Source organism: Enterobacter sp. BNK-22, assembly GCF_048684805.1.
Classification (GTDB): domain Bacteria; phylum Pseudomonadota; class Gammaproteobacteria; order Enterobacterales; family Enterobacteriaceae; genus Enterobacter; species Enterobacter quasiroggenkampii.
Genome location: NZ_JBLQTT010000001.1, coordinates 4,530,804 through 4,556,793, shown reverse-complemented (window position 1 = coordinate 4,556,793; position 25,990 = coordinate 4,530,804). Strand labels below are relative to the sequence as shown.

The following is a 25,990-nucleotide window of genomic DNA, read 5'->3' as shown; positions in this document are numbered from 1 at the left end:
ACCGGTCACTTTTTCGGACGATACTTTTCCGGCAGTTCCGGTACGGGACGACGATCATCCATCAGATGACGGACGGTCAGAATGGGGTGACGCCAGAGCATTCGCGGGCCTGCCCAGCGCATAATTTGCTTCATCTCTTCGCGTTTGGCAGGCTGGTAGCAGTGGACCGGACACTGTTTACAGGCAGGCTTTTCCTCCCCGAAAACGCATTTATCCAGGCGCTTATCGGCATAGGCATTTAGCGCCTGATAGTGCCCCTCTTCCGCAGAGGCCTGAGGACATTGCTTCTGATACAGCGCGATCATTTTCGCGATGGTCTCTTTTTCACGTGAAATTCGTTTACCGGACATAGCGACTTACCGAACAATAAAGTGCAAAAATAATACACCTTTCAATGCAGAATTTCAGTTTTTGCATGCGGTTTTCTGAAGCCTGATTCCAGTTTTAGCCCTGCACCGCCCGACAATCACTGGTATTTTATACAGGCATCAGTAATGACTTTTATCCGTATTGTCGGGAGACCCTATGCAAGAACTCACTATCAACAAACCCTATCGCCATTTAACCGTGGGATATTTCAGAAAGCGCCATGAAGACCGCAATACCAAGATACCGAAGCGCTACAGCGTGCATGCGGCGCTGAGCTTAAAAGGAGACTGGCTTGAACAGGCAGGGTTTACCACCCACTCCCGGGTTCGCGTGGGCGTTGAGCATGGAAAAATAGTCATTGAGTTAATGTCGGAAGATGCCTCGTAAAGCGACGACATTTTTCTGCGCCGTACCTTTTTTTCATGCGACAATAGAAGGAACAAACGGCCACTGAGCCGCTCAAAACGGTTTATATTCAAAGAAATGGACATCATAACTCCATGAGCACACTCGACAATTTCGACGCACATACGCCGATGATGCAGCAGTATCTGAAGCTGAAGGCACAGCATCCGGAAATCCTGCTGTTTTACCGTATGGGCGATTTTTACGAGCTGTTTTATGACGATGCTAAGCGTGCATCGCAGCTGCTCGACATCTCGCTGACCAAACGTGGCGCATCGGCAGGTGAGCCCATCCCGATGGCAGGCATTCCGCACCACGCGGTAGAAAACTACCTGGCGAAACTGGTGAATCAGGGTGAATCTGTCGCCATCTGCGAACAGATCGGCGACCCCGCGACCTCAAAAGGTCCGGTGGAACGCAAAGTCGTGCGCATCGTCACGCCAGGTACCATCAGTGATGAAGCCCTGCTTCAGGAGCGCCAGGATAACCTGCTGGCCGCGCTCTGGCAGGACGGCAAAGGGTTTGGCTACGCGACGCTGGACATCAGCTCCGGGCGTTTTCGTCTGAGTGAACCGGCCGATCGTGAAACGATGGCAGCCGAACTGCAGCGCACCAACCCAGCAGAATTGCTCTACGCCGAAGATTTCGCCGAAATGGCGCTGATTGAAGGTCGTCGCGGGTTGCGCCGCCGTCCGCTGTGGGAATTCGAAATTGATACCGCGCGCCAGCAACTGAATCTGCAGTTTGGCACCCGCGATCTGATTGGCTTTGGCGTTGAAAATGCCCCGCGCGGTCTGTGCGCGGCCGGTTGCCTCCTGCAGTACGTGAAAGATACCCAGCGCACTGCCCTGCCGCACATTCGCTCTATCACCATGGAGCGCCAGCAGGACAGCATCATCATGGATGCCGCCACGCGCCGTAACCTGGAGATCACGCAGAACCTGGCGGGCGGTGTAGAAAATACGCTTGCGTCGGTCCTGGACAGTACGGTCACGCCAATGGGCAGCCGTATGCTGAAACGCTGGCTGCATATGCCGATTCGCGATACCGCAACGCTGGTTTGCCGTCAGCAGACGATTGCCGCCCTGCAGGATCGGTATACCGAGCTGCAGCCTGTCCTGCGCCAGGTGGGGGATCTGGAACGTATCCTGGCCCGTCTGGCGCTGCGCACGGCGCGACCGCGCGACCTCGCGCGGATGCGTCATGCTTTCCAGCAGTTACCGGAACTCCGTGCGCAGCTGAGCGACGTTGACAGCGCGCCGGTACAGAAACTCCGCGAAACCATGGGTGAATTTACCGAACTCCGCGAGCTGCTTGAACGCGCCATTATTGATGCGCCTCCGGTTCTCGTGCGTGATGGCGGCGTGATTGCTCCGGGCTACAACGAGGAGCTGGACGAATGGCGGGCGCTGGCCGACGGCGCGACAGACTACCTTGATAAGCTAGAGATCCGCGAGCGCGAGCGTCTTGGGCTCGACACCCTGAAGGTGGGTTATAACGCGGTTCACGGTTACTACATTCAAATCAGCCGCGGGCAGAGCCACCTGGCGCCGATTCACTACGTGCGCCGCCAGACGTTGAAAAACGCTGAACGCTATATCATTCCCGAGCTGAAAGAGTACGAAGACAAAGTCCTCACCTCGAAAGGGAAAGCGCTGGCGCTGGAAAAACAGCTCTATGAAGAGCTGTTCGACATGCTGATGCCGCACCTGGCCGACCTGCAGCTGAGCGCCAGCGCGCTGGCGGAACTGGACGTGCTGGTGAACCTGGCAGAGCGCGCGGAAACGCTGAATTACACCTGCCCGACCTTTACCGACAAGCCCGGCATTCGTATTACCGAAGGCCGTCATCCGGTGGTCGAGCAGGTGCTGAACGAACCGTTCATCGCCAACCCGCTGAGCCTGTCGCCGCAGCGAAGAATGCTGATCATTACCGGTCCGAACATGGGCGGTAAGAGTACCTATATGCGTCAGACGGCGCTGATTGCCCTGCTTGCCTATATCGGCAGCTACGTTCCGGCGCAAAACGTGGAGATTGGCCCCATCGACCGTATCTTTACCCGTGTTGGAGCTGCGGATGATCTGGCGAGTGGTCGCTCAACCTTCATGGTTGAAATGACTGAAACGGCTAACATTTTGCATAACGCGACGGAGCACAGCCTGGTGCTGATGGACGAAGTCGGACGCGGAACATCAACCTATGACGGTTTGTCGCTGGCATGGGCCTGTGCGGAAAGCCTCGCGAATAAAATCAAGGCCATGACGCTGTTCGCCACCCACTACTTCGAGCTGACGCAGCTGCCGGAGAAAATGGAAGGGGTGGCTAATGTCCACCTTGATGCGCTGGAGCACGGCGACACCATCGCCTTCATGCACACGGTGCAGGATGGCGCGGCAAGCAAGAGCTATGGTCTGGCCGTTGCGGCGCTGGCCGGGGTACCGAAAGAGGTGATCAAGCGCGCGCGTCAGAAACTGCGTGAACTGGAAAGCCTGTCACCGAATGCGGCAGCGACGCAGATTGACGGAACGCAGATGTCGCTGCTGGTACCGGCGGAAGAGACATCGCCTGCCGTGGAAGCGCTGGAGAACCTCGATCCGGATTCACTGACACCGCGTCAGGCGCTGGAGTGGATTTATCGTTTGAAGAGTCTGGTTTAGTTTTCTGCGATCTTTGCCCGGTGGCGCTGCGCTTACCGGGCCTACGGTTTTTGTAGGCCGGGTAAGGCGAAGCCGCCACCCGGCAAAACAGACCGCACGATGTTATCGCCCGGTAAGCGCAACGCCACCGGGCTTTTTTACAGCAGCGGCGGGATTGTCGGCACCTGCGGCGCCTCATCGATATCCTTCTGCGTCATGCGGAACGCTTCCGGGTAATGTTCGCGGCTGGTACGACGCAACGGTTCGGTATCGCGCCAGGTATACAGACAATGCTGGCACTGATAAACGGTCCAGACCCCTTTCACCGGCGACGTCGCCATCACTTCAATATGCTCATCGGCACAACGTGGACAAATCATCTTTTCCTCCTTATTGGCGTGCAGCCAGCATCGCGGTCAGTTTTTCAGCCCAGGCTTTGGTTTCAGGGAGATCCTGTACCGGCTGGCTATAGTGGCCCCGGGTATCCGGTGCGACAGGCGTGGTGGCATCGATAATCAGTTTGTCGGTAATACCCGCAGGACTGGATCCAGGATCCAGTTCCAGCACCGACATATTCGGCAACTGCACCAGATCGCCTGCCGGGTTAACCTTCGACGACAGTGCCCACATCACCTGCGGGAGGTTGAACGGGTCGACATCCTCATCCACCATGATCACCATCTTCACGTAGCCCAGGCCGTGTGGTGTGGTCATGGCGCGCAAGCCGACCGCGCGGGCAAAACCGCCGTAACGCTTTTTGGTGGAGATAATCGCCAGCAGGCCGTGGGTGTACATCGCGTTCACCGCCTGCACTTCCGGGAACTCCGCTTTCAGCTGCTGGTAGAGCGGCACGCAGGTGGCTGGCCCCATCAGATAATCAATCTCGGTCCACGGCATATCGAGATAAAGGGATTCGAAAATCGGTTTGGTGCGGTAAGAAACTTTGTCGATACGCACAACCGTCATGTTACGGCCACCGGAGTAGTGCCCGGTAAACTCGCCAAACGGACCTTCAATTTCGCGCTTGCGGCCTTCTATCACCCCTTCCAGGATCACTTCAGAACCCCACGGTACGTCGAAGCCGGTCAGCGGCGCGGTGGCAATCGGATATGGGCTTTCACGCAGCGCGCCGGCCATTTCATACTCTGACTGATCGTATTTCAGCGGCGTCGCGCCCATCAGGGTAATGATCGGATCGTTGCCGAGGGTAATGGCAATCGGCAGGTCTTCGCCGCGCTCTTCGGCTTTGTGCAGATGCAGAGCGATATCGTGCATCGGTACCGGCTGCAGGCCGAGCTTGCGCTTGCCCTTCACTTCCATGCGATAGATGCCGACGTTCTGCTTGCCGAAGTTATCCGGGTCGAGCGGATCGCGCGAGACGACGCACGCTTTATCGAGATAGAACCCCCCGTCGCCGTCGTTCAGACGGAACAGCGGCAGAATATCGAACAGGTTAATGTCTTCACCGTCCACCGTATTCTGCGCCCAGGCCGGATTGGCGCGGCGCTCTGGCGCAATCGGGAATTTATCCCAGCGGCGAATAAACTCGTCGATCTGCTTTTTCACTGGCGTGTTCGCAGGCAGCCCCATCGAGATGGCATGGTTCTGCCAGGAGCCGATGGTGTTCATCACCACGCGGGCATCGGTAAACCCGCGAATGTTGTCGAACCACAGCGCGGGCGCGCCGTCACCGATGCGGCCGGTCGCGTTGGCTGCCGCCGCCAGATCCGGCTCGGCGTTTACCTCTTCCTCAATTTTCAGCAGTTGCCCTTGCTCATCGAGCGCCTGCAGGAAGCTTCTCAAATCATCAAATGCCATCTTTATTCTCCTGTGAAAAATGTTTCGCCTCCCGCAACCCGTTCCAGCGGCGCGCCTTTTTATGCTCCAGACCAAACTGGTCAAGCACGCGGGTCACAATATGCTGGGTAATGTCATCGGCGGTTTGCGGGTGGTTGTAATACGCAGGCATAGGCGGCACCATCGCCACACCCATGCGGGAGAGCGCCAGCATATTCTCCAGATGAATGGTGCTGAGCGGCGTTTCACGGGGCACCAGCACCAGCTTGCGCCCCTCTTTCAGCACCACATCCGCCGCACGGCCTACCAGCCCTTCGGCATAGCCCGCGCGGATCCCGGCCAGCGTTTTCATGCTGCAGGGAATGACGATCATGCCGTCGGTACGAAATGAACCGGAGGAGATAGTGGCGGCCTGGTCAGCCGGGCTGTGGACGACGTCAGCCAGCGCAGCAACGTCCTGCGCGGTGTAAGGGGTTTCCAGTTCAATGGTGGTTTTTGCCCACTTCGACATCACCAGATGCGTCTCTACTTCCGGCATTTCCCGCAGCGCCTGCAGCAGCGCCACGCCCAGCGGAGCACCCGTTGCTCCCGTCATTCCCACGATTAATCTCATTCAGCACCTCAATTAATTTGTTCGTACACGAACATTATGAGTAAACTACTCCCGGATCGATTTCCTGACAAGATTGTTCGTATACGATCACACGAATTGCTAAAAAATGCCGCGTTAAAATCTAAAGTAAGAGCGGCTATCATAGAGGGAGATTTTTTCCGTCGGAGTGTTCATGGAACTAAGACAAGAGGCGTTCCACCTGTTACGTCAGCTTTTTCAACAGCATACCGCCCAGTGGCAACATGCATTACCGGAGCTGACCAAGCCGCAGTATGCGGTGATGCGCTCTATTGCCGAGCATCCAGGCATCGAACAGGTGGCATTAACTGAAGTCGCGGTCAGCACGAAAGCGACCCTGGCGGAAATGCTCAGCCGCATGGAGGCGCGCGGGCTGGTCAAACGCGAGCACGACCCTGCGGATAAGCGCCGTCGCTTTGTCTTCCTCACGCCAGAAGGTGAGGCCCTGCTTGCAGACTGTAAGCCGGTAGGCAATGAGGTTGATGAGGCCTTTTTAGGCCGTCTAAACAAGGCCGAGCGGGAGCAGTTCTCGGCTCTCATCAAAAAGATGATGCACGATTAATTCACGCTGGTGCGCATAAAATCGATAAAGGTGCGCACTTTCGCTGACACATGCCGGGCATCAGGATAGACCGCATAGATGCCCTGCCGCGCAAAAGTATACCCCGGTAAAACCGTCACCAGCGTTCCCGCATCAAGCGCATCGCGCAACAGCCATTCCGGCAGTAACGCCACGCCACCGCCTGCGAGCGCAAAAGCCATTAGCGCCTGAGCGCTGTCGGCAAACAAACGCGGCGCTTTTTTTATCTCCAGCACGTCAGGCGCACCGCGGGCATCTTTCACCTGCCAGCGCAGCGGCGAGGCTAAGCGTTCGTGGATGATCCAGTCGGCCTGCGCCAGCTGCGCCAGCGATTCGATCGGGTTTCGCGCAAGCCACTCGGGCGTTGCGACGGGGAGAATAGAAAAGTGAGAAATCAGTGCGGCATGGTTGCGCGAATCGACAAGCGTCCCCAGCCGGATGGCCACGTCAAAGCGCTCCGAGATAAGGTCAGCATGCAGTGACGACGAAGCATGTCGTACGCGAAGATCCGGGTGTTGGTGGCTAAATCTGGCCAGCAGCGGCACCACGACCCGGGCGCCATATTCAGGCGTGGTCGTGATCCGCAGTTCGCCGGTGAGCCCCGCATGGTTCGCGCGGACATCTTCCTGCAGCCGTTCGGCGTCCTTCAGAAGCGCCACGCTGCGCTGATGAAACAGCGCGCCCGCCTCGGTTAACGTCAGGCGGCGGGTAGAGCGCAGCAGCAGCGTAACGCCCAGCTCATCTTCAAGCTGGCGAATATTGAAGCTGACGACCGCTTTTGTCAGCCCCATCGACTCGGCAGCCGCCGTAAAACTGCCGGTGTCGGCCACTGCGATAAACATCTGCGTCCGCTGTAGGTTAATCATCGTCACGCCCGATACTGTCAAAATATTTTTGACAGTATATCGCGCTTTGTCAGGTTTATCCGTGATTCCCGAGCCGATACGATACGCCACCTCACCGGAGGATCCACCATGACGTATCGCAGCAAAATTGCCGTTGTCTATCTGCTGGGCTTTTTTCTTGATTTGATCAACATGTTTATTGCCAGCGTCGCCTTTCCGGCAATGGCTCACGCCTTTACTGCCACGCCTTCTGCGCTTGCCTGGGTCAGTAACGGGTATATTGCCGGTCTGACGCTGGTGATCCCATTCAGCAGCGTGCTCACGCGCCGCATCGGGCCAAAGCGCGTCATCCTGTTTTCGCTTTTTCTGTTCAGTGCCGCCTCTGCTGCGGCAGGCACGTCGGCAACGCTTGAGAGTCTGATCGCCTGGCGAGTGCTTCAGGGCGCAGGAGGAGGCTTACTGATCCCGGTCGGACAGGCGCTGACCTGGCAACAGTTCAGGCCGCACGAGCGGGCCCGACTCTCCTCAGCGGTGATGCTGGTTGCGTTGCTTGCCCCGGCCTGCTCCCCGGCTGTCGGCGGCGTGCTTGTGCAGACGCTGGGCTGGCGATGGATCTTTTTCGCCACGCTCCCGGTGGCTATTGTGACCTTTGTTCTGGCCTGTCTGTGGCTTAAGCACGAAAAACCCACGATGAACGCGGCCAGACTGCTAAACCTGACCTTGCTCGCGGACCCGCTTTTGCGTTTTTCCATGCTTGTCTATTTATGCGTCCCCGGCATATTTATTGGGGTGAACGTCACGGGCATGTTTTATCTTCAGCACGAGGCGAACATGAGCCCAGCCGCAACGGGAATGCTCATGCTGCCGTGGTCTGTGGCATCGTTTCTCGCCATCACGGCGACGGGACGTTATTTTAACCGTATCGGCCCCCGGCCGCTGATCGTCATCGGCTGCCTGTTGCAGGCGGCGGGTATTCTGCTTTTGATTGACGTCAGCTCGTCAACACTGTTGCCTGCCGTCGCGTTTACCCTGATGGGCGCGGGAGGAAGCCTGTGCAGCAGTACGGCTCAGAGCAGCGCGTTTCTGACAACGCGCCGGGACGAGATGCCGGATGCCAGCGCGCTGTGGAATCTCAATCGTCAGCTGAGCTTTTTTGCCGGTGCCCTGCTGCTTGCGCAGGTGCTGAACCTGGCGCAGGCGTGGCTGACACCTCACGCCGCCTGGCACGGGATGTTTATTTTTGCTGCAGGCATGACCTTGCTGCCTGTACTGTACGTTTTTCGTCTTAACAATACGCAGGTGCTAAACCCGCTGCGACAGGAGAATTCATGACGCCTTTCGAACACGACATTATCGACCTCCACATTGCGCTTGAAGACTGGTTAGGCAAAGGTGAAGGTGATCCCGACGCCCTGCTCGCCCGTTTCCGTCCCGATTTTCTGATGATCCCGCCGGGCGGTGTGCAGATCGACTATCGCGGCCTGGCCAGTTTTCTGGAAAAACAGCGCGGAAGCCGTCCCGGGCTGAAAATCGTTATTGACGAATTAACCACGGTCCAGAGCGGCGAACGGGGTGCAGTGCTTCACTACCGGGAGACGCAAACCCGGCCAGACCTGCCCGTCAACGTGCGCTGGTCGACCGCGGTGCTCAGTCAGGAAGGCGACAAAATAACGTGGCGTCTGCTGCACGAAACGGCGGCACAGCCGTAACACAAAAGAAAAAGGCCCGTCTCACGACGGGCCTTTTTTGACGAAAGGTTGCTTATTCGCGGAACAGCGCTTCGATATTCAGACCTTGCCCCTGCAGGATTTCACGCAGGCGGCGCAGACCTTCAACCTGAATCTGACGAACACGTTCACGGGTCAGGCCAATTTCACGGCCGACGTCTTCCAGTGTCGCAGCTTCATACCCCAGTAAACCGAAACGACGTGCCAGCACTTCACGCTGTTTGGCGTTCAGTTCGAACAGCCATTTGACGATGCTCTGTTTCATGTCATCGTCCTGCGTGGTGTCTTCCGGACCGTTATCTTTTTCATCGGCCAGGATGTCCAGCAGCGCTTTTTCGGAGTCGCCACCCAGCGGGGTGTCAACGGAGGTAATGCGCTCGTTGAGACGCAGCATACGGCTTACGTCATCAACCGGTTTATCGAGTTGTTCGGCAATTTCTTCTGCGCTTGGCTCGTGGTCCAGCTTATGGGACAACTCGCGTGCGGTGCGCAGATAGACGTTCAACTCTTTAACGATGTGGATCGGCAGGCGGATCGTACGGGTCTGGTTCATAATAGCCCGTTCGATGGTCTGACGAATCCACCAGGTCGCGTAGGTTGAGAAACGGAACCCGCGTTCCGGGTCAAACTTCTCAACTGCGCGGATGAGACCTAAGTTGCCCTCTTCAATCAGATCCAGCAGAGCCAGACCACGATTGCCGTAACGGCGGGCAATTTTCACGACCAGTCGCAGGTTACTTTCAATCATGCGACGACGCGAGGCGACATCACCACGCAAAGCACGACGTGCGAAATAGACTTCTTCTTCGGCCGTTAGCAGTGGGGAGTAACCAATCTCCCCAAGGTAAAGCTGAGTCGCGTCCAGTACACGCTGTGTGGCACCCTGCGATAACAGCTCTTCTTCAGCCAAATCGTTATCACTGGGTTCCTCTTCTACTAAGGCTTTTTCGTCAAAAGCCTCTACTCCGTTCTCATCAAATTCCGCGTCTTCATTTAAATCATGAACTTTCAGCGTATTCTGACTCATAAGGTGGCTCCTACCCGTGATCCCTGAACGAGACACCCTGGCTGGCATGCCCCGTCAAATTATCGCTGCGGCAAATACTGCAGCGGGTTTACGGATTTCCCCTTGTAACGAATTTCAAAATGCAAGCGTGTAGAACTGGTTCCGGTGCTACCCATGGTAGCGATTTTTTGCCCCGCCTTAACTTCTTGTTGTTCCCGGACCAGCATTGTGTCGTTATGGGCGTAGGCACTCAGGTAATCATCGTTATGTTTGATGATAATAAGATTACCGTAACCGCGCAGAGCGTTACCGGCATACACAACGCGTCCATCTGCGGTCGCGATGATAGCCTGTCCTTTACTCCCTGCGATATCGATCCCTTTATTTCCCCCTTCGGAGGAAGAGAAGTTTTCGATAACCTTGCCGTCAGTCGGCCAGCGCCATGCAGAAATCGGCGAACTGGAGGTCATACTGCTGGCAGTCGGTTCAGTAGAGCTAACCACAGGTGCCGTAACCGGTGCTGTGACAGCAGTCGCAGTCCCTTTATTATTCGGCAACATTTTGTTAGCAGTCTGATCACCTGAATCCTCAGAATACGTAATTACAGGTTGTGAAGCAACCACCGTGGTGGATTTTTGTGCAGGCTTAACGCTGTTATTTTGAGCCGTCACATCGGCCGCTGAAACCGTGTTGCCAGGCGTAAGCGGCGTACCCGTCGCGTTGCCCACCTGGAGCGTTTGCCCGACTTCCAGACCATATGGGGCCTGGACGTTGTTGCGCTGCGCGAGGTCACGGAAATCGTTCCCGGTGATCCACGCAATGTAGAACAGCGTATCACCGCGTTTCACGGTATAGGTGCTGCCACCGGTGTAGCTACCTTTCGGAATGTTCCCATACTGGCGGTTATAGACTATGCGGCCATTTTGGGTCTGAACAGGTTGTTCAACTGGCTGAACCTGCATTGGCTGTGTAACAGGATGTTGCACAGGCTGAATTTGTGGCGTTTGCTGCGGTGCAGCCGTCCCCATTTTAGGTGGCGGCGTGATTAACATTCCGCTGGACGTGTTACCGGAGCCGCTGTTTCCGCCGACGGAACTGACGGGCGCAGGCGCGTTGTTAGAACTTGTACAGCCTGCCAGCCAGAGCGAAACCAGTGATAATGCCGCAACACGGCTGATGGTGAATTTAGGGCTTCCCGCGCTCATTTATCCCCCAGGAATGTGTTAACTACCAGTGACTTAAAATTTACCGTGATGGCACGAATCTTTCGCGCCACACCATACGCTGAATTTGCCTTAATAACCCTGGATAATTCCGAGTCTCAGGCCAACTCCCCCTTCACCAGAGGCACAAAGCGCACGGCTTCCACGGTGTCGATAATAAACTCGCCGCCGCGCCGACGAACGCGCTTCAACAGCTGCTGCTCGTCCCCGACAGGCAGAACCAGAATGCCCCCCTCATCCAGCTGCGACAACAGGGCTGCTGGAATTTCAGGCGGGGCCGCCGTCACGATGATCGCGTCAAACGGGGCACGAGCCTTCCAACCCTGCCATCCATCACCGTGTCGTGTCGAAACATTATGTAAATCAAGTTGTTTCAGGCGACGACGCGCCTGCCACTGTAAACCTTTGATCCGCTCAACGGAGCAAACATGATGCACCAGATGCGCCAGGATCGCGGTCTGATACCCCGAACCGGTGCCAATCTCCAGCACGCGGGAGTCGGGCGTCAGCTCCAGCAGCTCCGTCATGCGAGCCACCATGTAAGGCTGCGAAATCGTCTGGCCCTGCCCGATGGGCAGCGCCACGTTTTCCCACGCTTTGTGTTCAAACGCCTCGTCTACAAATTTCTCACGCGGAACCAGGGCGAGCGCTTCAAGCACGTGCTCGTCGCGGATCCCCTGCGCGCGTAGTTGTTCCAGAAGAGTTTGTACACGTTTGTTTACCATTGCGCGTTCACTCCTGCGCGATCCAGCCAGCCCGACACCACATCATGCGCGCTATACGCGGTTAAATCTACGTGCAGCGGGGTAACCGAAACATAGCCTTCTTCCACGGCGGCAAAGTCGGTATCCGGACCCGCATCGCACTTATCGCCGGGAGGGCCGATCCAGTAAAGCGTGTTGCCGCGCGGATCCTGCTGCGGGATCACCTGATCGGCAGGATGTCGACTCCCGCAACGGGTGACGCGGATGCCTTTAATTTCATCAAGAGGAAGATCCGGCACGTTGATGTTGAGGATGCGTCCGGTACGCAACGGCTCGCGGCCGAGCGCCCGCAGGATCGAACAGGTCACCGCGGCGGCGGTGTCGTAGTGCGTGTAGCCGTTCAACGAGACCGCCAGCGCCGGGAACCCCAGGTGACGTCCTTCCATTGCGGCCGCCACGGTGCCGGAGTAAATCACGTCATCGCCGAGGTTAGGCCCGGCGTTAATGCCGGAGACGACGATATCCGGACGCGGCCGCATCAGCGCGTTCACGCCCAGAAAAACACAGTCGGTTGGCGTGCCCATCTGTACGGCAATATCGCCATTTTCAAAGGTAAAGGTGCGAAGCGACGACTCCAGCGTCAGCGAGTTAGACGCTCCACTGCGGTTACGATCGGGTGCCACAACCTGCACATCCGCAAACTCGCGGAGGTGTTTCGCCAGGGTCTGAATGCCTGGCGCGTGGATCCCGTCATCGTTACTCAGCAATATTCGCATAATCACCCGAGGTGTTGATAAGTTCCCTGACAACACTGGTGGCAAAGCTGCCTGCCGGCAGCCAGAAGCGTAACTCGACGGTCACGTCATCCCACCAGTTCCAGCTTAACTGCTGCGGATAGAGCAGCATCGCGCGGCGTGCCGCATCGACTTTTTCCCGCACCAGCAAGGACTGCAATTCTGGCGCATCCGCCACGGCTGACTGCTCGGCGGCCAGCGCGTCACCCTGTGTTCCCCAGTCGCCCGTACCGGGCAACGCGGCGGTGATCAGCAGCCCTTTTGCGTCCACGCGCGACTGGACATCGGCCATCTCTTCGGCCGTTGCCACAAACCAGCTTCCGCGTCCCGCTAATTGTAGCGCATCGCCAACAACAACTTGATTCGCGTCCGGTTTTTTCAGCCTTTCGCTCACAATCTGATTAAACAACGCACTGCGGGCCGCCGACAACCAAAAACTGCGTTTATTCCTGTCCCGCACCGGCGCGTCGCTTTGCGCCCAGCGCAGTGCGCCCTGCAGGTTGCTGCCGCCAATGCCAAAACGTTGCGCGCCAAAGTAGTTCGGTACGCCGCGGTCACTGATGGCGTTCAGACGTTTTTCAACGTCTTCACGGTCAGTCACTTCGCGCAGCACCAGCGTAAACGCGTTGCCTTTCAACGCCCCCAGACGCAGTTTGCGCTTGTGGCGGGCATATTCCAGTACCTTACAGCCCTCAAGCTCAAATTTGCTTAAATCAGGCATCGTATTGCCGGGAACGCGCGCGCAGAGCCACTGTTCGGTGACGGCGTGTTTATCTTTCTGCCCTGCAAAGCTCACCTCGCGGGCATGAATTTTGAGAAATTTTGCCAGCGCGTCGGCCACAAAGCGGGTATTGCAGCCATTTTTCAGAATACGCACCAGGATATGTTCGCCTTCGCCATCCGGCTCAAAGCCCAGATCCTCGACCACGAGGAAATCTTCAGGGCTGGCTTTCAGCACCCCGTTCCCCTGCGGTTTGCCATGCAGATATGTCAGGTTGTCGAAGTCTGTCATTTGCTCGCCTTCACCAGCAGCGCCACGGCTTCACAGGCAATCCCTTCGCCACGACCGGTGAAGCCCAGCTTCTCAGTCGTCGTCGCTTTGACGTTCACGTCGTCCATATGGCAGCCCAGATCTTCTGCGATAAACACGCGCATCTGCGGAATGTGCGGCAGCATTTTCGGGGCCTGGGCGATAATCGTCACGTCGACGTTGCCAAGGGTGTAGCCTTTCGCCTGGATGCGGCGCCACGCTTCGCGCAGCAGTTCACGGCTGTCTGCCCCTTTAAACGCCGGGTCGGTGTCCGGGAACAGCTTGCCGATATCACCCAGTGCGGCCGCGCCCAACAGCGCGTCGGTCAGCGCATGCAGCGCCACGTCGCCATCAGAATGCGCCAGCAGCCCTTTTTCATAAGGAATGCGCACGCCGCCAATGATAATTGGGCCTTCACCGCCAAAGGCGTGTACATCAAAACCGTGTCCAATTCGCATTATGCCTTCTCCTGATGGGTCAAACGGGTAAGATAAAATTCCGCGAGCTGTAAATCTTCCGGACGCGTCACTTTAATATTATCAGCACGTCCTTCAACAAGCGTTGGGTGGAAACCGCAGTACTCCAGCGCAGAGGCTTCGTCCGTAATGGTCGCACCTTCGTTAAGCGCGCGCGTTAAGCAGTCGTGGAGTAATTCGCGGGGGAAAAATTGCGGCGTCAGCGCGTGCCATAGATCGACGCGATCGACGGTGTGGGCGATAGCCCGTTTGCCCGGCTCGGCACGCTTCATGGTGTCGCGCACGGGGGCGGCCAGAATGCCACCCACTTTGCTGGTTTCGCTCAACGCCAGCAGGCGAGCGAGATCGTCCTGATGCAGACACGGACGCGCCGCGTCATGCACCAGCACCCACGGCGCGTTACCGGCAGCCTGAATGCCTGCCAGCACGGAATCGGCGCGCTCGGTACCGCCATCGACAACGGTAATCTGTGGATGATTTGCCAGCGGTAGCTGCGCGAAGCGCGCATCGCCCGGGCTGATAGCGATGATCACCCGCGTCACCCGCGGGTGCGCCAGCAGCGCCGCCACGGCGTGCTCGAGGATCGTTTTATCGCCAATAGAGAGGTATTGCTTGGGACATTCTGTCTGCATGCGCCGGCCAAAACCTGCGGCCGGCACCACGGCGCATACGTCCGAAAAAGTTACTGCCATGTCGTAATCCTGGGCCTGATTATCGATTGTTTTGTGCTGAGCCCTGATTGCGTTTAGACGCATCCGGAACCAGACGATAAAAGGTTTCGCCCGGCTTAGTCATACTGAGTTCATTGCGTGCGCGTTCCTCAATCGCCTCTTGCCCGCCATTGAGGTCATCAATTTCAGCGAAGAGTTGATCGTTTCGCGCCTTAAGTTTGGCGTTTGTTGCCTGCTGAGCCGCGACGTCATCGCTCACCCGGCTATAGTCGTGCAGTCCGTTCTTGCCGAACCACAGCGAATATTGCAGCCAGATTAGCAAAGCCAGCAACAGCAGCGTTAGTTTACCCATCCTGCCCCCTGAAAAACGGCATCATCATCCCAAGACTTCCCCAGAGCACTACGCCGGGGTAACAGAGATGCCGCAACATCGCGGGCAAATGTACCACATTTTTTCCGCAGAATCGTCCTGCTCAATATCGTTACACAGTTGGTTACGGTTTGAATTATGGCTGAAGTTAGCCCATGAGCCACAAAAATAACAGACCAAACATCAGAACCACCGTCACAATCGTGACCACGGTACTGTAGAGCAGCTTGCCATTGAGAAGCGAGTGCAGCGCAATGCCGACGACAACCGCCACAGGCATCAGCGCCAGAAAGAAAGGCCAGGTGTAGAGAAAGAAGAACAGCGTGTTGCCGCCGTAGATAAGAAACGGGATACCCAGCGCCAGCAACCATGAGACGAAGCCAATGATGGCCCCAGGAAATGACCAGGTCGTTTCGTCGTCGGTCGCAAGCGGCTCCGACCCGGTGGTGGTAATGTAATGTTCACTGTTGCGCATAGCTAGTCCTGTGACCGTGACTCATCGTTCGGGAAGACAGCTCCCGAACGATACCGTCTCAGGATCTGATAATATCGTCCCGTCTGAGCAGGTCTAATAATTGGCTTACTAAATTTGTTACCAATTGTTGACCCTCCAGGTGAATTTCAGGCGATTCAGGCGCTTCGTAGACCGCGTCAATTCCGGTGAAGTTGCGCAGTTCTCCGGCACGCGCTTTTTTGTACAGCCCTTTCGGGTCGCGCGCTTCGCAAACCTCCAGCGGCGTATCCACAAACACTTCAATAAAGCGATCCTGACCGACGCGTTCGCGCACCATCTGGCGCTCGGCGCGGTGGGGAGAGATAAACGCGGTCAGCACCACCAGCCCGGCGTCGGCCATCAGGCTGGCGACTTCCCCGACCCGGCGGATGTTCTCTTTGCGGTCGTCGTCGCTGAACCCTAAATCGCTACACAGGCCATGGCGCACGTTGTCGCCATCCAGCAGGTACGTGCTTACGCCCTGCTGATGCAATGCCTCTTCCAGCGCGCCCGCCACCGTCGATTTACCCGAGCCGGACAGCCCGGTAAACCACAGCACAACCCCACGGTGACCGTGGAGCTGTTCGCGCTGGGCGACGGTGACCGGATGAGGATGCCAGACGACGTTCTCATCATGGGCGGCCATTACTTGCCTCCCAGCAGATCGCGCGCGCCCCAGTGCGGGAAATGTTTACGCACCAGCGCGTTCAGTTCCAGCTCAAAGGCGCTGAATTCAGAGGCCACGGCAGCCTGTTTAATCGGTTCGCGTACCATACCGGCCCCGACGGTAACGTTGGTCAGCCTGTCGATAAAGATAAGCCCGCCCGTCACCGGGTTCTGCTGATACGGATCCAGCACCAGCGGTTCGTCGAAGGTCAGATCGACCAGACCAATACCGTTCAGCGGCAGCTCGGTAACTTCGCGCTGGGTCAGATTGTTGATGTCCACCTGGAACTGAATACCGTCCACGCGGGCGCGGGTCTTCTTGCCGGCAATTTTGATGTCGTAGCTTTGGCCCGGCGTCAGCGGTTGCTCCGCCATCCACACCACATCCACGGAAGCCCCCTGTACGGCGGCCAGGGTTTCCTGGGCATCCACCAGCAGATCGCCCCGGCTGATATCAATCTCGTCTTTCAGCACCAGCGTAACCGCTTCACCGGCGCCCGCCTCCTGCAGATCACCGTCGAAGGTGACGATACGGGCGATGGTCGATTCCACGCCGGATGGCAGCACCTTGACGCGCTGACCGACCTTCACGGAGCCTGACGCAAGGGTGCCGGAGAAACCGCGGAAGTCGAGGTTTGGACGGTTGACGTACTGCACCGGGAAGCGCATCGGCTGGGTGTCGACCACGCGCTGGATTTCAACCGTTTCCAGCACTTCCAGCAGCGTCGGGCCGCTGTACCACGGCATGTTCGCGCTCTGGGAGGCGACGTTATCCCCTTCCAGCGCCGAGAGCGGCACAAAGCGGATATCCAGGTTGCCCGGCAGCTGTTCGGCAAAGGTCAGATAGCTCTGGCGGATCTCCTCGAACTTCTCTTCGCTGAAGTTCACCAGATCCATCTTGTTGACCGCCACCACCAGGTGTTTGATCCCCAGCAGCGTGGAGATAAAGCTGTGGCGACGGGTCTGATCCAGCACGCCTTTACGCGCGTCGATCAGCAGGATCGCCAGGTCGCAGGTCGACGCGCCGGTCGCCATATTGCGGGTGTACTGTTCGTGCCCCGGGGTGTCGGCGATAATAAATTTGCGCTTCTCGGTAGAGAAATAGCGGTAGGCCACATCGATGGTGATGCCCTGCTCGCGCTCCGCCTGCAGGCCATCCACCAGCAGCGCCAGATCCAGCTTTTCACCCTGGGTACCGTGACGCTTACTGTCATTATGCAGGGAAGAGAGCTGATCTTCGTAAATCTGGCGCGTATCGTGCAGCAGGCGGCCAATCAGGGTGCTTTTCCCGTCATCCACGCTGCCGCAGGTCAGAAAACGCAGCAGGCTTTTGTGTTGTTGCGCATGCAGATACGCTTCCACACCGCCTTCTTTGGCAATTTGTTGAGCAATAGTGGTGTTCATGGCGGCTCCTTAGAAATAACCCTGACGTTTCTTCAGCTCCATGGAGCCTGCCTGGTCGCGGTCAATCACGCGCCCCTGTCGCTCGCTGGTGGTCGATACCAGCATCTCTTCGATGATCTCCGGCAGCGTCTGCGCACTGGACTCCACCGCGCCGGTCAGCGGCCAGCAGCCGAGGGTGCGGAAACGGACCATCTGTTTTTTGATCACTTCGCCCGGCTGCAGGTCGATGCGATCGTCATCGATCATCATCAGCATGCCGTCGCGCTCCAGCACCGGGCGCTCGGCGGCCAGGTACAGCGGAACGATCTCGATGTTTTCCAGATAGATGTACTGCCAGATATCCAGCTCGGTCCAGTTGGAGAGCGGGAAGACGCGGATGCTTTCGCCTTTGTTGATCTGACCGTTGTAGTTGTGCCACAGCTCCGGACGCTGGTTTTTGGGGTCCCAGCGGTGGAAGCGGTCGCGGAAGGAGTAGATACGCTCTTTGGCGCGGGATTTCTCTTCGTCACGACGCGCGCCGCCGAAGGCCGCATCAAAACCGTATTTGTTCAGCGCCTGCTTCAACCCTTCGGTTTTCATGATATCGGTGTGTTTGGCGCTGCCGTGGACGAACGGGTTAATGCCCATCGCCACCCCTTCCGGGTTTTTATGCACCAGCAGTTCGCAGCCGTAGGCTTTCGCGGTACGATCGCGGAACTCGTACATCTCGCGGAATTTCCAGCCGGTATCCACGTGCAGCAGCGGGAACGGCAGCGTACCTGGATAAAACGCTTTACGCGCCAGATGCAGCATGACGCTGGAATCTTTACCGATGGAGTACATCATCACCGGGTTAGAAAACTCGGCGGCCACTTCGCGGATGATATGGATACTTTCCGCTTCGAGCTGCCGCAGGTGTGTAAGACGTTTTTGGTCCATAACCGTTCCTTAAGCCAAATTTACAACAGAAGAACCAAAGCCTTCTGTATCGGTTGTGTGCTGAAACCAGGCGAGCGTGCTGTGCAGCTGCACCACTTCCCCCACCACGATCAGGGCGGGCATAGGGGCGTCTTTCGCCAGGGTTGCAAGATGTTCCAGGGTGCCCGTCGCAACGTGCTGATCGACGCGCGTGCCGCGAGAAATGACGGCAACGGGGGTCGTCGCCTCGCGACCGTGCTGAATAAGCTGTTCGCTGATGTCCGCCGCCTTCATCGTGCCCATGTATATCGCCAGCGTCTGGCGGCTCTGGGCGAGATGCGACCAGTCAAACGGCGTGCTGTCCGCCTTATAGTGGCCGGTCACAAAGGTGACGCTCTGGGCGTAATCGCGGTGGGTCAACGGGATACCGGCGTAAGCCGTCACCGCAGAGGCCGCCGTGATGCCGGGCACCACCTGGAACGGTATGCCCGCTTCGGCCGCCGCCTGCAGCTCTTCGCCGCCGCGCCCGAAGATAAACGGATCGCCCCCCTTCAGGCGCACCACGGTTTTGCCCGCTTTGGCGGCGTCAACCAGCATCTGGTTGGTGTCGTGCTGCGGCACAGAGTGCTCGCCAGCCCGTTTGCCCACGCAGATTTGCTCCGCGTCACGACGGATCAGCTCGCGCACGCCGTCGGTGACCAGATGGTCGTAGAACACCACGTCCGCGTCCTGCAGCACCTGCAGGCCGCGCAGCGTCAGAAGCCCGGCATCGCCCGGCCCCGCGCCCACCAGAATGATCTCCCCGCCGGTGCTGCCGGGGTTATCCAGTTCATCTTCAAGAATTTTCTGCGCCGCTGTCTCATTACCGGCATGCATCAGGCTGGCAAAGCGGCCGCGAAACACGCGCTCCCAGAAGCGACGGCGTTCCGTCACGCTGGTCAGGCGGGTTTTCAGATGGTTGCGCCAGTAGCTGGCTTTCTCCGCCATCCGCCCGAGGCTGGTCGGCAGCAGTGCTTCGATTTTTTCCCGCAGCACGCGCGCCAGCACCGGTGCGGTCCCGCCGGAGGAGATCGCCACCAGCAGCGGCGAGCGGTCAACGATCGACGGGAAAATAAACGAGCATAAAGGCTGGTCGTCCACCACGTTCACCAGGCGGTAACGGGCCTGAGCGGCGTCGGAGATCCGCCGGTTGAGGTCACGATCTTCGGTCGCCGCAATCACCAGCACGACGCTATCGATTTGTGACTCGTGAAAATCTGCCTCTGCAACGACCTGCACCTGCGCCCCTGCGCGCTGCAGAAACGCAATTTTGCGATCGGCGATTTCACCCGTACCAACAACCAGCACCGGTTTCTCTTTAATCGCAGCAAATAAGGGCAGATAGTCCACAAGCAACAACTCACTAACAACGAGGAATAGAGGGACTATAGGGGGCGGCTTAGACCGAATGAAATTACGAATTGGAATGAGTAGTTACTCAATGGAATAACGCGATGAAAATGCTAATACCAAAAAGTGCTTAACACGCGATATTTCGGGCATTTAAGAGCAATTCAAATTGTGTATGGACGATCACAGTTTCATACTAGGCGGGTGACTATTTTGCTCTGTTTTTAAGGACTCACTATGTTTTCCGCAACGCGCCACCGTATTGCTGCCCTGGCGCTCGGCGTTTGCTTTATTCTTCCCGCTCAGGCAAAAAACCAACCTTATGGTGAAATCGCCAATATGCAGGCGCGGCATATTGCCACCGTTTTCCCCGGACGCATGACAGGTTCGCCTGCGGAAATGCTCTCCGCAGACTATCTTCGCCAGCAGTTTGCCGACATGGGTTATCAGAGCGATATCCGATCGTTTCACAGCCGCTACGTCTATACCTCCCGAAATAAAACGAAAAACTGGCATAACGTGACCGGCAGTACGGTGATTGCGGCCCACGAAGGTACCGCAAAAGAGCAAATTATTATTATGGCGCACCTTGATACCTACGCCCCGATGAGTGACGCCGATACGGATAATAATCTTGGCGGGCTGACGCTGCAGGGCATGGACGACAATGCCGCAGGCTTGGGCGTGATGCTCGAACTGGCCGAGCGGATGAAAGATATTCCCACCCAATATGGCATTCGTTTTGTTGCCACCAGCGGTGAAGAAGAGGGCAAACTCGGCGCTGAGAATCTCCTTAAGCGCATGAGCGCTGAGGAGAAGAAAAATACGCTGCTGGTGATTAACCTCGACAACCTGATCGTCGGCGACAAGCTCTATTTCAACAGTGGGCAGAGTACGCCGGGTACCGTGCGGAAACTGACACGCGACCGGGCCCTGGCGATAGCCCGCAGCCATGGTGTTTATGCCACCAGCAACCCTGGCGGTAACCCGGATTATCCACGAGGCACAGGCTGCTGCAACGACGGGGAAGTGTTCGATAAGGCGGGCATTCCGGTGCTGTACGTGGAAGCGACAAACTGGGCGCTGGGCAAAAAAGATGGCTACCAACAGCGGGCTAAATCGAAGGCCTTCCCGGACGGGACGAGCTGGCACAACGTGATGCTGGACAATCAGCAGCACATCGATCGCGCGCTGCCGCAGCGGATTGAGCACCGCAGTCGTGATGTGGTGAAGGTGATGCTGCCGCTGGTGAAAGAGCTGGCGAAAGCGGGGAAAGCCTGAGGCCGTTAAGCCCGGTGGCGGCTACGCCTTACCGGGCCTACATATGGAACGAGCCTTTGTTGGCCCGGTAAGCGCAGCGCCACCGGGCAAAAAGGTTATCACCCTTCGTGCAACCCGCACTCGCGCTTCAGCCCGAAGAATCGCGTCTCTTCTTCCGCCATTCCCGGTTCCCACTTACGCGTGGTGTGGGTATCGCCCACCGACAGATAACCCTGGTCCCACAGCGGATGGTATTTCAGCCCGTGCTTTTGCAGGTACTGATACACCGTCCGGTTATCCCAGTCGATAATCGGCAGCACTTTAAAGACCCCGCGCTGCACCGCCAGCACCGGTAAAGTTGCCCGGCTACCGGACTGCTCGCGGCGCAGACCCGCAAACCACGTCTGCGCATTAAGCTCTTTCAGCGCCCGGTTCATCGGCTCAACTTTGTTAATCTCATTGTATTTCTCAATGCCCTCAACGCCCTGCTCCCACAGCTTGCCGTAGCGCGCCTCCTGCCAGGCCGCGCTCTCCGTCGCGCGGTAAACTTTGAGGTTCAGCCCGAGCTTGTCCGTCAGCTCGTCAATGAACTGGTAGGTTTCCGGGAACAGGTAGCCGGTGTCGGTGAGGATCACCGGAATGTCCGGACGGATCTGATTCACCAGATGCAGGCTGACCGCCGCCTGAATACCAAAGCTCGACGAGAGCACATACTCTCCCGGCAGGTTTTCCAGCGCCCACGCCACGCGCCCTTCGGCGTCCAGCTTTTCAAGGTGGGCATTGGTTTCTGCCAGCGCCAGAATGCGTTCGACTTTTGGCAGGTCATTAAGGGCGTTTAGATCGAGTACGGACATAATTACCTCTCGTGTTTACTCCCAGAAATCCCTGGCGGGATCGAGCACCGGGCGAATGATGCCCGCACGCACCGTAAAGTCGCCGAAGCCTTCACCCGCTTCGCGCTCTTTCGCCCAGCGCCCGACAAGCTCGTCGATGGAATCAAGAATTTCCGGCTCGGTGATGTTCTCGCGGAACATACGCGGGATGCGCGTACCGATTCGGTTACCGCCCAGGTGCAGGTTGTAACGACCCGGCGCTTTCCCCACCAGTCCGAGTTCGGCCAGCATCGCACGACCGCAGCCGTTCGGACACCCGGTGACGCGCATAACAATATGCTCGTCCGGAATGCCGTGTTTTTCCAGAATCGCTTCCACTTTGTCGGTAAACGACGGCAGGAAACGTTCCGCTTCCGCCATCGCCAGCGGACAGGTCGGGAACGACACGCAGGCCATTGAGTTTTCGCGCTGCGGCTTCACCGCATCCATCAACCCATGTTCGCGCGCCAGCTTCTCGATCTTCGCCTTCTGGCTTTCCGGCACGCCGGCAATGATCAGGTTCTGGTTAGCGGTAATGCGGAACTCGCCCTTATGGATCTTCGCAATTTCCAGCAGACCGGTTTTCAGCGGACGCCCCGGATAATCCAGAATACGGCCGTTTTCGATAAACAGCGTCAGGTGCCATTTATTGTCGATACCCTTCACCCAGCCAATGCGATCGCCGCGACCGGTGAATTCGTAAGGGCGGATCGGCTCAAACTTGATGCCCGCCCGACGCTCCACTTCCGCTTTGAACGTCTTCACGCCCACGCGCTCCAGGGTGTATTTGGTTTTCGCGTTTTTACGGTCGGTACGGTTACCCCAGTCGCGCTGGGTCGTCACCACCGCTTCCGCCACGGCCAGCGTATGCTCCAGCGGCAGGAAGCCGAACTCGCTGGCGGTACGGGCGTAGGTTTTCTTGTTACCGTGTTCGATGGACAGGCCGCCGCCCACCAGCAGGTTAAAGCCAATCAGCTTGCCGTTTTCGGCAATCGCCACGAAGTTCATGTCGTTGGCGTGCAGGTCGATATCGTTCTGCGGTGGAATAACGACCGTGGTTTTAAACTTACGCGGCAGGTAGGTCTGACCGAGGATCGGCTCTTCGTCGGTGGTCGCGACTTTTTCCTGATCGAGCCAGATCTCTGCATAGGCGCGCGTGCGCGGCAGCAGGTGCTCGGAGATCTTCTTCGCCCACTCGTACGCTTCGGCGTGCAACTCGGACTCATACGGATTCGAGGTGCAGAGCACGTTACGGTTCATGTCGTTGGCGGTCGCCAGCGCGTCCAGCCCAACGGAGTGCAGCATCTGGTGCACCGGCTTGACGTTCTTCTTCAGAATGCCGTGGAACTGGAAGGTCTGACGGTTGGTCAGACGGATGCTGCCGTAGATCGTGTTTTCACCGGCAAACTTGTCGATCGCCTGCCACTGTTTGGTGGTAATCACCCCACCCGGCAGACGGCAGCGCAGCAGCATCGCGTGACGCGGCTCCAGCTTCTGCTCTGCACGCTCGGCGCGGATGTCGCGGTCGTCCTGCTGGTACATGCCGTGGAAACGGATCAGCAGGAAGTTGTCGCCTTTGAAACCGCCGGTGAGACCGTCATTCAGATCTTCAGCAATGGTGCCACGCAGATAGTTGCTTTCCAGCTTCATGCGCTCGGCGTCTGTCAGTTTACCTTCGACCACCAGTGGCCCTGGATGTTTTTCGCTCATTAGTAGACATCTCGCTGATAACGGCGCTCAACGCGCAGCTCACTTAAAAATTCGTCCGCCGCTTCGGCATCCATACCGCCGAATTCGGCAATCACTTCCAGCAAAGTCTGCTCAACGTCTTTCGCCATGCGATTGGCGTCGCCGCAGACATAAATGTGGGCACCGTCATTGATCCAGCGCCACAGTTCTGCGCCCTGTTCGCGCAGTTTGTCTTGTACGTATACTTTTTCTTTCTGGTCGCGAGACCAGGCCAGATCGATGCGGGTCAGTACGCCTTCTTTCACATAGCGCTGCCACTCGACCTGGTAGAGGAAATCTTCGGTAAAGTGCGGATTGCCAAAGAACAGCCAGTTTTTACCCGGCGCGCCGTCTGCCGCGCGCTGCTGCATGAAGGCGCGGAACGGCGCAATGCCGGTGCCCGGGCCAATCATAATGACCGGCGTTTCCGGGTTTGCCGGCAGGCGGAAGTTATCGTTGTGCTCGATAAAGACGCGCACTTCGCCCTCTTCTTCCACGCGATCCGCCAGGAAGCCTGATGCCCCGCCCGTGCGGGCGCGGCCTTCGATATCGTAACGCACCACGCCGACGGTAATATGCACTTCACTCTCCACTTCAGCCTGGGAAGAGGCGATGGAGTACAGGCGCGGGGTGAGCGGGCGCAGCAGGCCGATCAGCGCATCGGCATCCAGCTGAGCCGGAGAGAAGCGCACCATATCGACAATCGGCGTCGTCGCGGCGTAATGCTGAAGTTTCGCCTTGTCGCCCACCAGCGGCAGCAGGGATTCGCTGCGCGTCAAGGTGGCATAATTTTCGACGATATTCGGGGTGTTCACCGTCAGCTCAAAATGCCACTGCAACGCATCAGAAAGCGGCTGCGTTTTACCGTCAACGGTGACAAGCTCGTCGCCTTTCAGCCACAGCAGCTCAACCAGCTCTTTCACCAGCGCCGGATCGTTCTGATACCAGACGCCCAGCGCATCGCCAGGCTGATAGCGCAGGCCCGAGTCGCCCAGATCGATTTCGATATGGCGCACATCTTTTTCTGAATCGCGGCCGGTAATTTTCTGGTTCACCGACAGGCTCGCCGTCAGCGGCGCCTCTTTGGTGTACGGGCTGGTGTGGATGTCGTTAACTGCACCCGTCGCGGTGAACGCGGCCTGCGCCGACGTCTCTTTCGGCACGCGCGCTTTTAGCACCTCAACGATGCGGGCGCGCCATTCGGCGGCGGCGGCCTGGTATTCAACATCCGCGTCAACGCGGTCCAGCAGGCGCTCCGCGCCCAGCTCCGCCAGCTTGCTGTCGAAGTCTTTGCCGGACTGGCAGAAGAATTCATAGGAGGTGTCGCCCAGGCCAAAGACGGCAAACGCCGTGCCATCCAGCTTCGGCGCTTTTTTCGAGAACAGGAACTTATGCAGCGCCACCGCTTCTTCAGCGGGTTCACCTTCACCCTGCGTAGAGGCAACCACCACCAGCAGTTTTTCCGACGCGATTTGCTTAAATTTGTAATCCCCGGCGTTGACCAGGTTCACGTTCAGTTTCGCGGCCAGCAGGTCGTCGCGCAGTGCTTCGGCCACGCGGCGGGCATTGCCCGTCTGCGAGGCCGAAATCAGGGTAATGGCCGGAATTTCAACGGCCGTGGCCGGTGCACCCGCCACAGCGCCAGGCTGTTGATTGAGCATTCCCCAGAAATAACCGGAGACCCAGGCAAGCTGAGTGGGAGAAAAATCAGAGGTGGCAGCCTGAAGGCGCGCCAGTTGCTCCGGGTTCAGGGGAAGCAAATTTGAAGGTGGGGCCTGTGTTGTCATGCGTCGTTATGTTCCAGTAGCCAAGCGGACTTTAAGCGAATAAATCCAAACTGAAGATAAGGTTAACGGCGAGAATAATAACAATTAAAGAAGGGATGGAAATAATAAATAACCAAATGGACTAACCTGTTTTGGTTGTCATGCTTAGCGATAAAACCGATTAAATAACCTTATGAAATAAAAGAATAAATAGCAATAAACACCCTGAATACGAGGCGGTTGCCGCTCAG

28 protein-coding genes are annotated in these 25,990 nt (G+C 57.5%); 7 read left to right on the top strand and 21 right to left on the bottom strand.

Annotated elements, in window-relative coordinates; all coding sequences use genetic code 11:
- Positions 1-5 precede the first annotated feature (5 nt).
- The gene (locus tag ACMGGE_RS21515; protein ID WP_045418265.1) at positions 6-350 is read right to left on the bottom strand and encodes a nitrous oxide-stimulated promoter family protein; all 345 of its coding nucleotides are present in this window, start codon (positions 348-350) and stop codon (positions 6-8) included.
- Between the two features lie 175 nt (positions 351-525).
- On the opposite strand from ACMGGE_RS21515, the gene ACMGGE_RS21510 reads away from it, so the two are divergent.
- Entirely contained in the window at positions 526-756 is a 231-nt protein-coding gene (locus tag ACMGGE_RS21510) for a SymE family type I addiction module toxin (protein ID WP_111967758.1), read from the top strand.
- Positions 757-869: 113 nt separating this feature from the next.
- A complete protein-coding gene (mutS, locus tag ACMGGE_RS21505; RefSeq protein WP_023616757.1) occupies positions 870-3,431 on the top strand; it encodes a DNA mismatch repair protein MutS in 2,562 nt (853 codons plus the stop codon).
- Positions 3,432-3,568: 137 nt separating this feature from the next.
- On the opposite strand, the gene ACMGGE_RS21500 is transcribed toward mutS, so the two are convergent.
- The 3 genes from ACMGGE_RS21500 to ACMGGE_RS21490 are packed head-to-tail and all read right to left on the bottom strand — an operon-like array spanning position 3,569 to position 5,820.
- Positions 3,569-3,790: a non-oxidative hydroxyarylic acid decarboxylases subunit D gene (locus ACMGGE_RS21500; RefSeq protein WP_003862116.1), complete on the bottom strand. Its 222-nt coding sequence runs from the start codon at positions 3,788-3,790 to the stop codon at positions 3,569-3,571.
- A gap of 10 nt (positions 3,791-3,800) precedes the next feature.
- Complete coding sequence (locus ACMGGE_RS21495) at positions 3,801-5,228, bottom strand: non-oxidative hydroxyarylic acid decarboxylases subunit C (RefSeq protein ID WP_420294131.1); 1,428 nt, start codon at positions 5,226-5,228, stop codon at positions 3,801-3,803.
- A complete protein-coding gene (locus tag ACMGGE_RS21490; RefSeq protein WP_008499595.1) occupies positions 5,218-5,820 on the bottom strand; it encodes a non-oxidative hydroxyarylic acid decarboxylases subunit B in 603 nt (200 codons plus the stop codon). The genes ACMGGE_RS21495 and ACMGGE_RS21490 overlap by 11 nt, the downstream gene beginning before the upstream one ends.
- Before the next feature lie 172 nt (positions 5,821-5,992).
- On the opposite strand from ACMGGE_RS21490, the gene ACMGGE_RS21485 reads away from it, so the two are divergent.
- Positions 5,993-6,400: a MarR family winged helix-turn-helix transcriptional regulator gene (locus ACMGGE_RS21485; RefSeq protein ID WP_023294441.1), complete on the top strand. Its 408-nt coding sequence runs from the start codon at positions 5,993-5,995 to the stop codon at positions 6,398-6,400.
- Here the strand turns inward: ACMGGE_RS21485 and ACMGGE_RS21480 are convergent.
- Entirely contained in the window at positions 6,397-7,284 is an 888-nt protein-coding gene (locus ACMGGE_RS21480; RefSeq protein WP_262805788.1) for a LysR family transcriptional regulator, read from the bottom strand. The two genes, ACMGGE_RS21485 and ACMGGE_RS21480, sit on opposite strands and share 4 nt — an antisense overlap.
- A gap of 108 nt (positions 7,285-7,392) precedes the next feature.
- On the opposite strand from ACMGGE_RS21480, the gene ACMGGE_RS21475 reads away from it, so the two are divergent.
- A complete protein-coding gene (locus ACMGGE_RS21475; protein WP_111967761.1) occupies positions 7,393-8,595 on the top strand; it encodes an MFS transporter in 1,203 nt (400 codons plus the stop codon).
- Complete coding sequence (locus ACMGGE_RS21470; protein ID WP_063622361.1) at positions 8,592-8,972, top strand: DUF4440 domain-containing protein; 381 nt, start codon at positions 8,592-8,594, stop codon at positions 8,970-8,972. The genes ACMGGE_RS21475 and ACMGGE_RS21470 overlap by 4 nt, the downstream gene beginning before the upstream one ends.
- Before the next feature lie 52 nt (positions 8,973-9,024).
- Here the strand turns inward: ACMGGE_RS21470 and rpoS are convergent, their stop codons facing one another.
- Positions 9,025-10,017, bottom strand: coding sequence for an RNA polymerase sigma factor RpoS (gene rpoS / locus ACMGGE_RS21465; RefSeq protein ID WP_008499600.1), 993 nt, complete (start codon positions 10,015-10,017; stop codon positions 9,025-9,027).
- 59 nt (positions 10,018-10,076) lie between these two features.
- On the bottom strand, positions 10,077-11,150 hold the full coding sequence (gene nlpD / locus ACMGGE_RS21460) for a murein hydrolase activator NlpD (RefSeq protein ID WP_240613108.1): 1,074 nt from the start codon (positions 11,148-11,150) through the stop codon (positions 10,077-10,079).
- Here nlpD and ACMGGE_RS21455 point away from each other — a divergent pair.
- Positions 11,092-11,223, top strand: coding sequence for a peptidase (locus ACMGGE_RS21455; RefSeq protein WP_369751013.1), 132 nt, complete (start codon positions 11,092-11,094; stop codon positions 11,221-11,223). The genes nlpD and ACMGGE_RS21455 overlap by 59 nt on opposite strands.
- 94 nt (positions 11,224-11,317) lie before the next feature.
- Here ACMGGE_RS21455 and ACMGGE_RS21450 read toward each other — a convergent pair whose 3' ends face one another.
- The 11 genes from ACMGGE_RS21450 to cysG form a co-directional block, all read right to left on the bottom strand.
- Positions 11,318-11,944 carry a protein-L-isoaspartate(D-aspartate) O-methyltransferase gene (locus tag ACMGGE_RS21450; RefSeq protein ID WP_008499604.1) on the bottom strand — a complete coding sequence of 209 codons (627 nt, stop codon included), beginning with the start codon at positions 11,942-11,944 and terminating at the stop codon, positions 11,318-11,320.
- The gene (surE, locus tag ACMGGE_RS21445) at positions 11,938-12,699 is read right to left on the bottom strand and encodes a 5'/3'-nucleotidase SurE (protein WP_021241911.1); all 762 of its coding nucleotides are present in this window, start codon (positions 12,697-12,699) and stop codon (positions 11,938-11,940) included. Before surE ends, ACMGGE_RS21450 begins: the two co-directional genes overlap by 7 nt.
- A complete protein-coding gene (gene truD / locus ACMGGE_RS21440) occupies positions 12,680-13,729 on the bottom strand; it encodes a tRNA pseudouridine(13) synthase TruD (protein WP_045908488.1) in 1,050 nt (349 codons plus the stop codon). The genes surE and truD overlap by 20 nt, the downstream gene beginning before the upstream one ends.
- Entirely contained in the window at positions 13,726-14,205 is a 480-nt protein-coding gene (ispF, locus tag ACMGGE_RS21435) for a 2-C-methyl-D-erythritol 2,4-cyclodiphosphate synthase (protein WP_008499607.1), read from the bottom strand. The genes truD and ispF overlap by 4 nt, the downstream gene beginning before the upstream one ends.
- Positions 14,205-14,915, bottom strand: coding sequence for a 2-C-methyl-D-erythritol 4-phosphate cytidylyltransferase (gene ispD / locus ACMGGE_RS21430; protein ID WP_262822474.1), 711 nt, complete (start codon positions 14,913-14,915; stop codon positions 14,205-14,207). Before ispD ends, ispF begins: the two co-directional genes overlap by 1 nt.
- A 19-nt stretch (positions 14,916-14,934) precedes the next feature.
- On the bottom strand, positions 14,935-15,246 hold the full coding sequence (gene ftsB, locus ACMGGE_RS21425) for a cell division protein FtsB (protein ID WP_008499609.1): 312 nt from the start codon (positions 15,244-15,246) through the stop codon (positions 14,935-14,937).
- Between the two features lie 166 nt (positions 15,247-15,412).
- On the bottom strand, positions 15,413-15,739 hold the full coding sequence (locus ACMGGE_RS21420; RefSeq protein ID WP_008499610.1) for a DUF3561 family protein: 327 nt from the start codon (positions 15,737-15,739) through the stop codon (positions 15,413-15,415).
- A 58-nt stretch (positions 15,740-15,797) separates the two neighbouring features.
- Positions 15,798-16,403 (bottom strand): adenylyl-sulfate kinase, encoded by a 606-nt coding sequence (cysC, locus tag ACMGGE_RS21415; RefSeq protein WP_021241908.1) that lies wholly within the window; start codon positions 16,401-16,403, stop codon positions 15,798-15,800.
- Positions 16,403-17,827 (bottom strand): sulfate adenylyltransferase subunit CysN, encoded by a 1,425-nt coding sequence (cysN, locus tag ACMGGE_RS21410; RefSeq protein ID WP_048029217.1) that lies wholly within the window; start codon positions 17,825-17,827, stop codon positions 16,403-16,405. The genes cysC and cysN overlap by 1 nt, the downstream gene beginning before the upstream one ends.
- A gap of 9 nt (positions 17,828-17,836) precedes the next feature.
- Positions 17,837-18,745, bottom strand: a complete 909-nt coding sequence (gene cysD, locus ACMGGE_RS21405) for a sulfate adenylyltransferase subunit CysD (protein ID WP_006811770.1) — start codon at positions 18,743-18,745, stop codon at positions 17,837-17,839.
- A gap of 9 nt (positions 18,746-18,754) precedes the next feature.
- On the bottom strand, positions 18,755-20,104 hold the full coding sequence (gene cysG, locus ACMGGE_RS21400; RefSeq protein WP_162270769.1) for a siroheme synthase CysG: 1,350 nt from the start codon (positions 20,102-20,104) through the stop codon (positions 18,755-18,757).
- A 246-nt stretch (positions 20,105-20,350) separates the two neighbouring features.
- Between cysG and ACMGGE_RS21395 the strand changes: the two genes are divergently transcribed.
- Entirely contained in the window at positions 20,351-21,394 is a 1,044-nt protein-coding gene (locus ACMGGE_RS21395; protein WP_048029216.1) for an aminopeptidase, read from the top strand.
- Between the two features lie 98 nt (positions 21,395-21,492).
- Here ACMGGE_RS21395 and cysH read toward each other — a convergent pair whose 3' ends face one another.
- From cysH to cysJ, 3 genes are read right to left on the bottom strand one after another with little or no spacing between them, the layout of a single operon-like run.
- On the bottom strand, positions 21,493-22,227 hold the full coding sequence (gene cysH / locus ACMGGE_RS21390) for a phosphoadenosine phosphosulfate reductase (RefSeq protein ID WP_045908483.1): 735 nt from the start codon (positions 22,225-22,227) through the stop codon (positions 21,493-21,495).
- Between the two features lie 15 nt (positions 22,228-22,242).
- Positions 22,243-23,955, bottom strand: coding sequence for an assimilatory sulfite reductase (NADPH) hemoprotein subunit (gene cysI, locus ACMGGE_RS21385; protein ID WP_414455331.1), 1,713 nt, complete (start codon positions 23,953-23,955; stop codon positions 22,243-22,245).
- Positions 23,955-25,760, bottom strand: a complete 1,806-nt coding sequence (gene cysJ, locus ACMGGE_RS21380; RefSeq protein ID WP_414455332.1) for an NADPH-dependent assimilatory sulfite reductase flavoprotein subunit — start codon at positions 25,758-25,760, stop codon at positions 23,955-23,957. The genes cysI and cysJ overlap by 1 nt, the downstream gene beginning before the upstream one ends.
- Positions 25,761-25,990: the final 230 nt, after the last annotated feature.

Bases quoted from the DNA above. Each gene is read 5' to 3' on its own strand.
- ACMGGE_RS21515 (WP_045418265.1), bottom strand. From the start codon at position 350: ATGTCCGGTAAACGAATTTCACGTGAAAAAGAGACCATCGCGAAAATG.
- ACMGGE_RS21510 (WP_111967758.1), top strand. From the start codon at position 526: ATGCAAGAACTCACTATCAACAAACCCTATCGCCATTTAACCGTGGGA.
- mutS (WP_023616757.1), top strand. From the start codon at position 870: ATGAGCACACTCGACAATTTCGACGCACATACGCCGATGATGCAGCAG.
- ACMGGE_RS21500 (WP_003862116.1), bottom strand. From the start codon at position 3,790: ATGATTTGTCCACGTTGTGCCGATGAGCATATTGAAGTGATGGCGACG.
- ACMGGE_RS21495 (WP_420294131.1), bottom strand. From the start codon at position 5,228: ATGGCATTTGATGATTTGAGAAGCTTCCTGCAGGCGCTCGATGAGCAA.
- ACMGGE_RS21490 (WP_008499595.1), bottom strand. From the start codon at position 5,820: ATGAGATTAATCGTGGGAATGACGGGAGCAACGGGTGCTCCGCTGGGC.
- ACMGGE_RS21485 (WP_023294441.1), top strand. From the start codon at position 5,993: ATGGAACTAAGACAAGAGGCGTTCCACCTGTTACGTCAGCTTTTTCAA.
- ACMGGE_RS21480 (WP_262805788.1), bottom strand. From the start codon at position 7,284: ATGATTAACCTACAGCGGACGCAGATGTTTATCGCAGTGGCCGACACC.
- ACMGGE_RS21475 (WP_111967761.1), top strand. From the start codon at position 7,393: ATGACGTATCGCAGCAAAATTGCCGTTGTCTATCTGCTGGGCTTTTTT.
- ACMGGE_RS21470 (WP_063622361.1), top strand. From the start codon at position 8,592: ATGACGCCTTTCGAACACGACATTATCGACCTCCACATTGCGCTTGAA.
- rpoS (WP_008499600.1), bottom strand. From the start codon at position 10,017: ATGAGTCAGAATACGCTGAAAGTTCATGATTTAAATGAAGACGCGGAA.
- ACMGGE_RS21450 (WP_008499604.1), bottom strand. From the start codon at position 11,944: ATGGTAAACAAACGTGTACAAACTCTTCTGGAACAACTACGCGCGCAG.
- surE (WP_021241911.1), bottom strand. From the start codon at position 12,699: ATGCGAATATTGCTGAGTAACGATGACGGGATCCACGCGCCAGGCATT.
- truD (WP_045908488.1), bottom strand. From the start codon at position 13,729: ATGACAGACTTCGACAACCTGACATATCTGCATGGCAAACCGCAGGGG.
- ispF (WP_008499607.1), bottom strand. From the start codon at position 14,205: ATGCGAATTGGACACGGTTTTGATGTACACGCCTTTGGCGGTGAAGGC.
- ispD (WP_262822474.1), bottom strand. From the start codon at position 14,915: ATGGCAGTAACTTTTTCGGACGTATGCGCCGTGGTGCCGGCCGCAGGT.
- ftsB (WP_008499609.1), bottom strand. From the start codon at position 15,246: ATGGGTAAACTAACGCTGCTGTTGCTGGCTTTGCTAATCTGGCTGCAA.
- ACMGGE_RS21420 (WP_008499610.1), bottom strand. From the start codon at position 15,739: ATGCGCAACAGTGAACATTACATTACCACCACCGGGTCGGAGCCGCTT.
- cysC (WP_021241908.1), bottom strand. From the start codon at position 16,403: ATGGCCGCCCATGATGAGAACGTCGTCTGGCATCCTCATCCGGTCACC.
- cysN (WP_048029217.1), bottom strand. From the start codon at position 17,827: ATGAACACCACTATTGCTCAACAAATTGCCAAAGAAGGCGGTGTGGAA.
- cysD (WP_006811770.1), bottom strand. From the start codon at position 18,745: ATGGACCAAAAACGTCTTACACACCTGCGGCAGCTCGAAGCGGAAAGT.
- ACMGGE_RS21395 (WP_048029216.1), top strand. From the start codon at position 20,351: ATGTTTTCCGCAACGCGCCACCGTATTGCTGCCCTGGCGCTCGGCGTT.
- cysH (WP_045908483.1), bottom strand. From the start codon at position 22,227: ATGTCCGTACTCGATCTAAACGCCCTTAATGACCTGCCAAAAGTCGAA.
- cysI (WP_414455331.1), bottom strand. From the start codon at position 23,955: ATGAGCGAAAAACATCCAGGGCCACTGGTGGTCGAAGGTAAACTGACA.
- cysJ (WP_414455332.1), bottom strand. From the start codon at position 25,760: ATGACAACACAGGCCCCACCTTCAAATTTGCTTCCCCTGAACCCGGAG.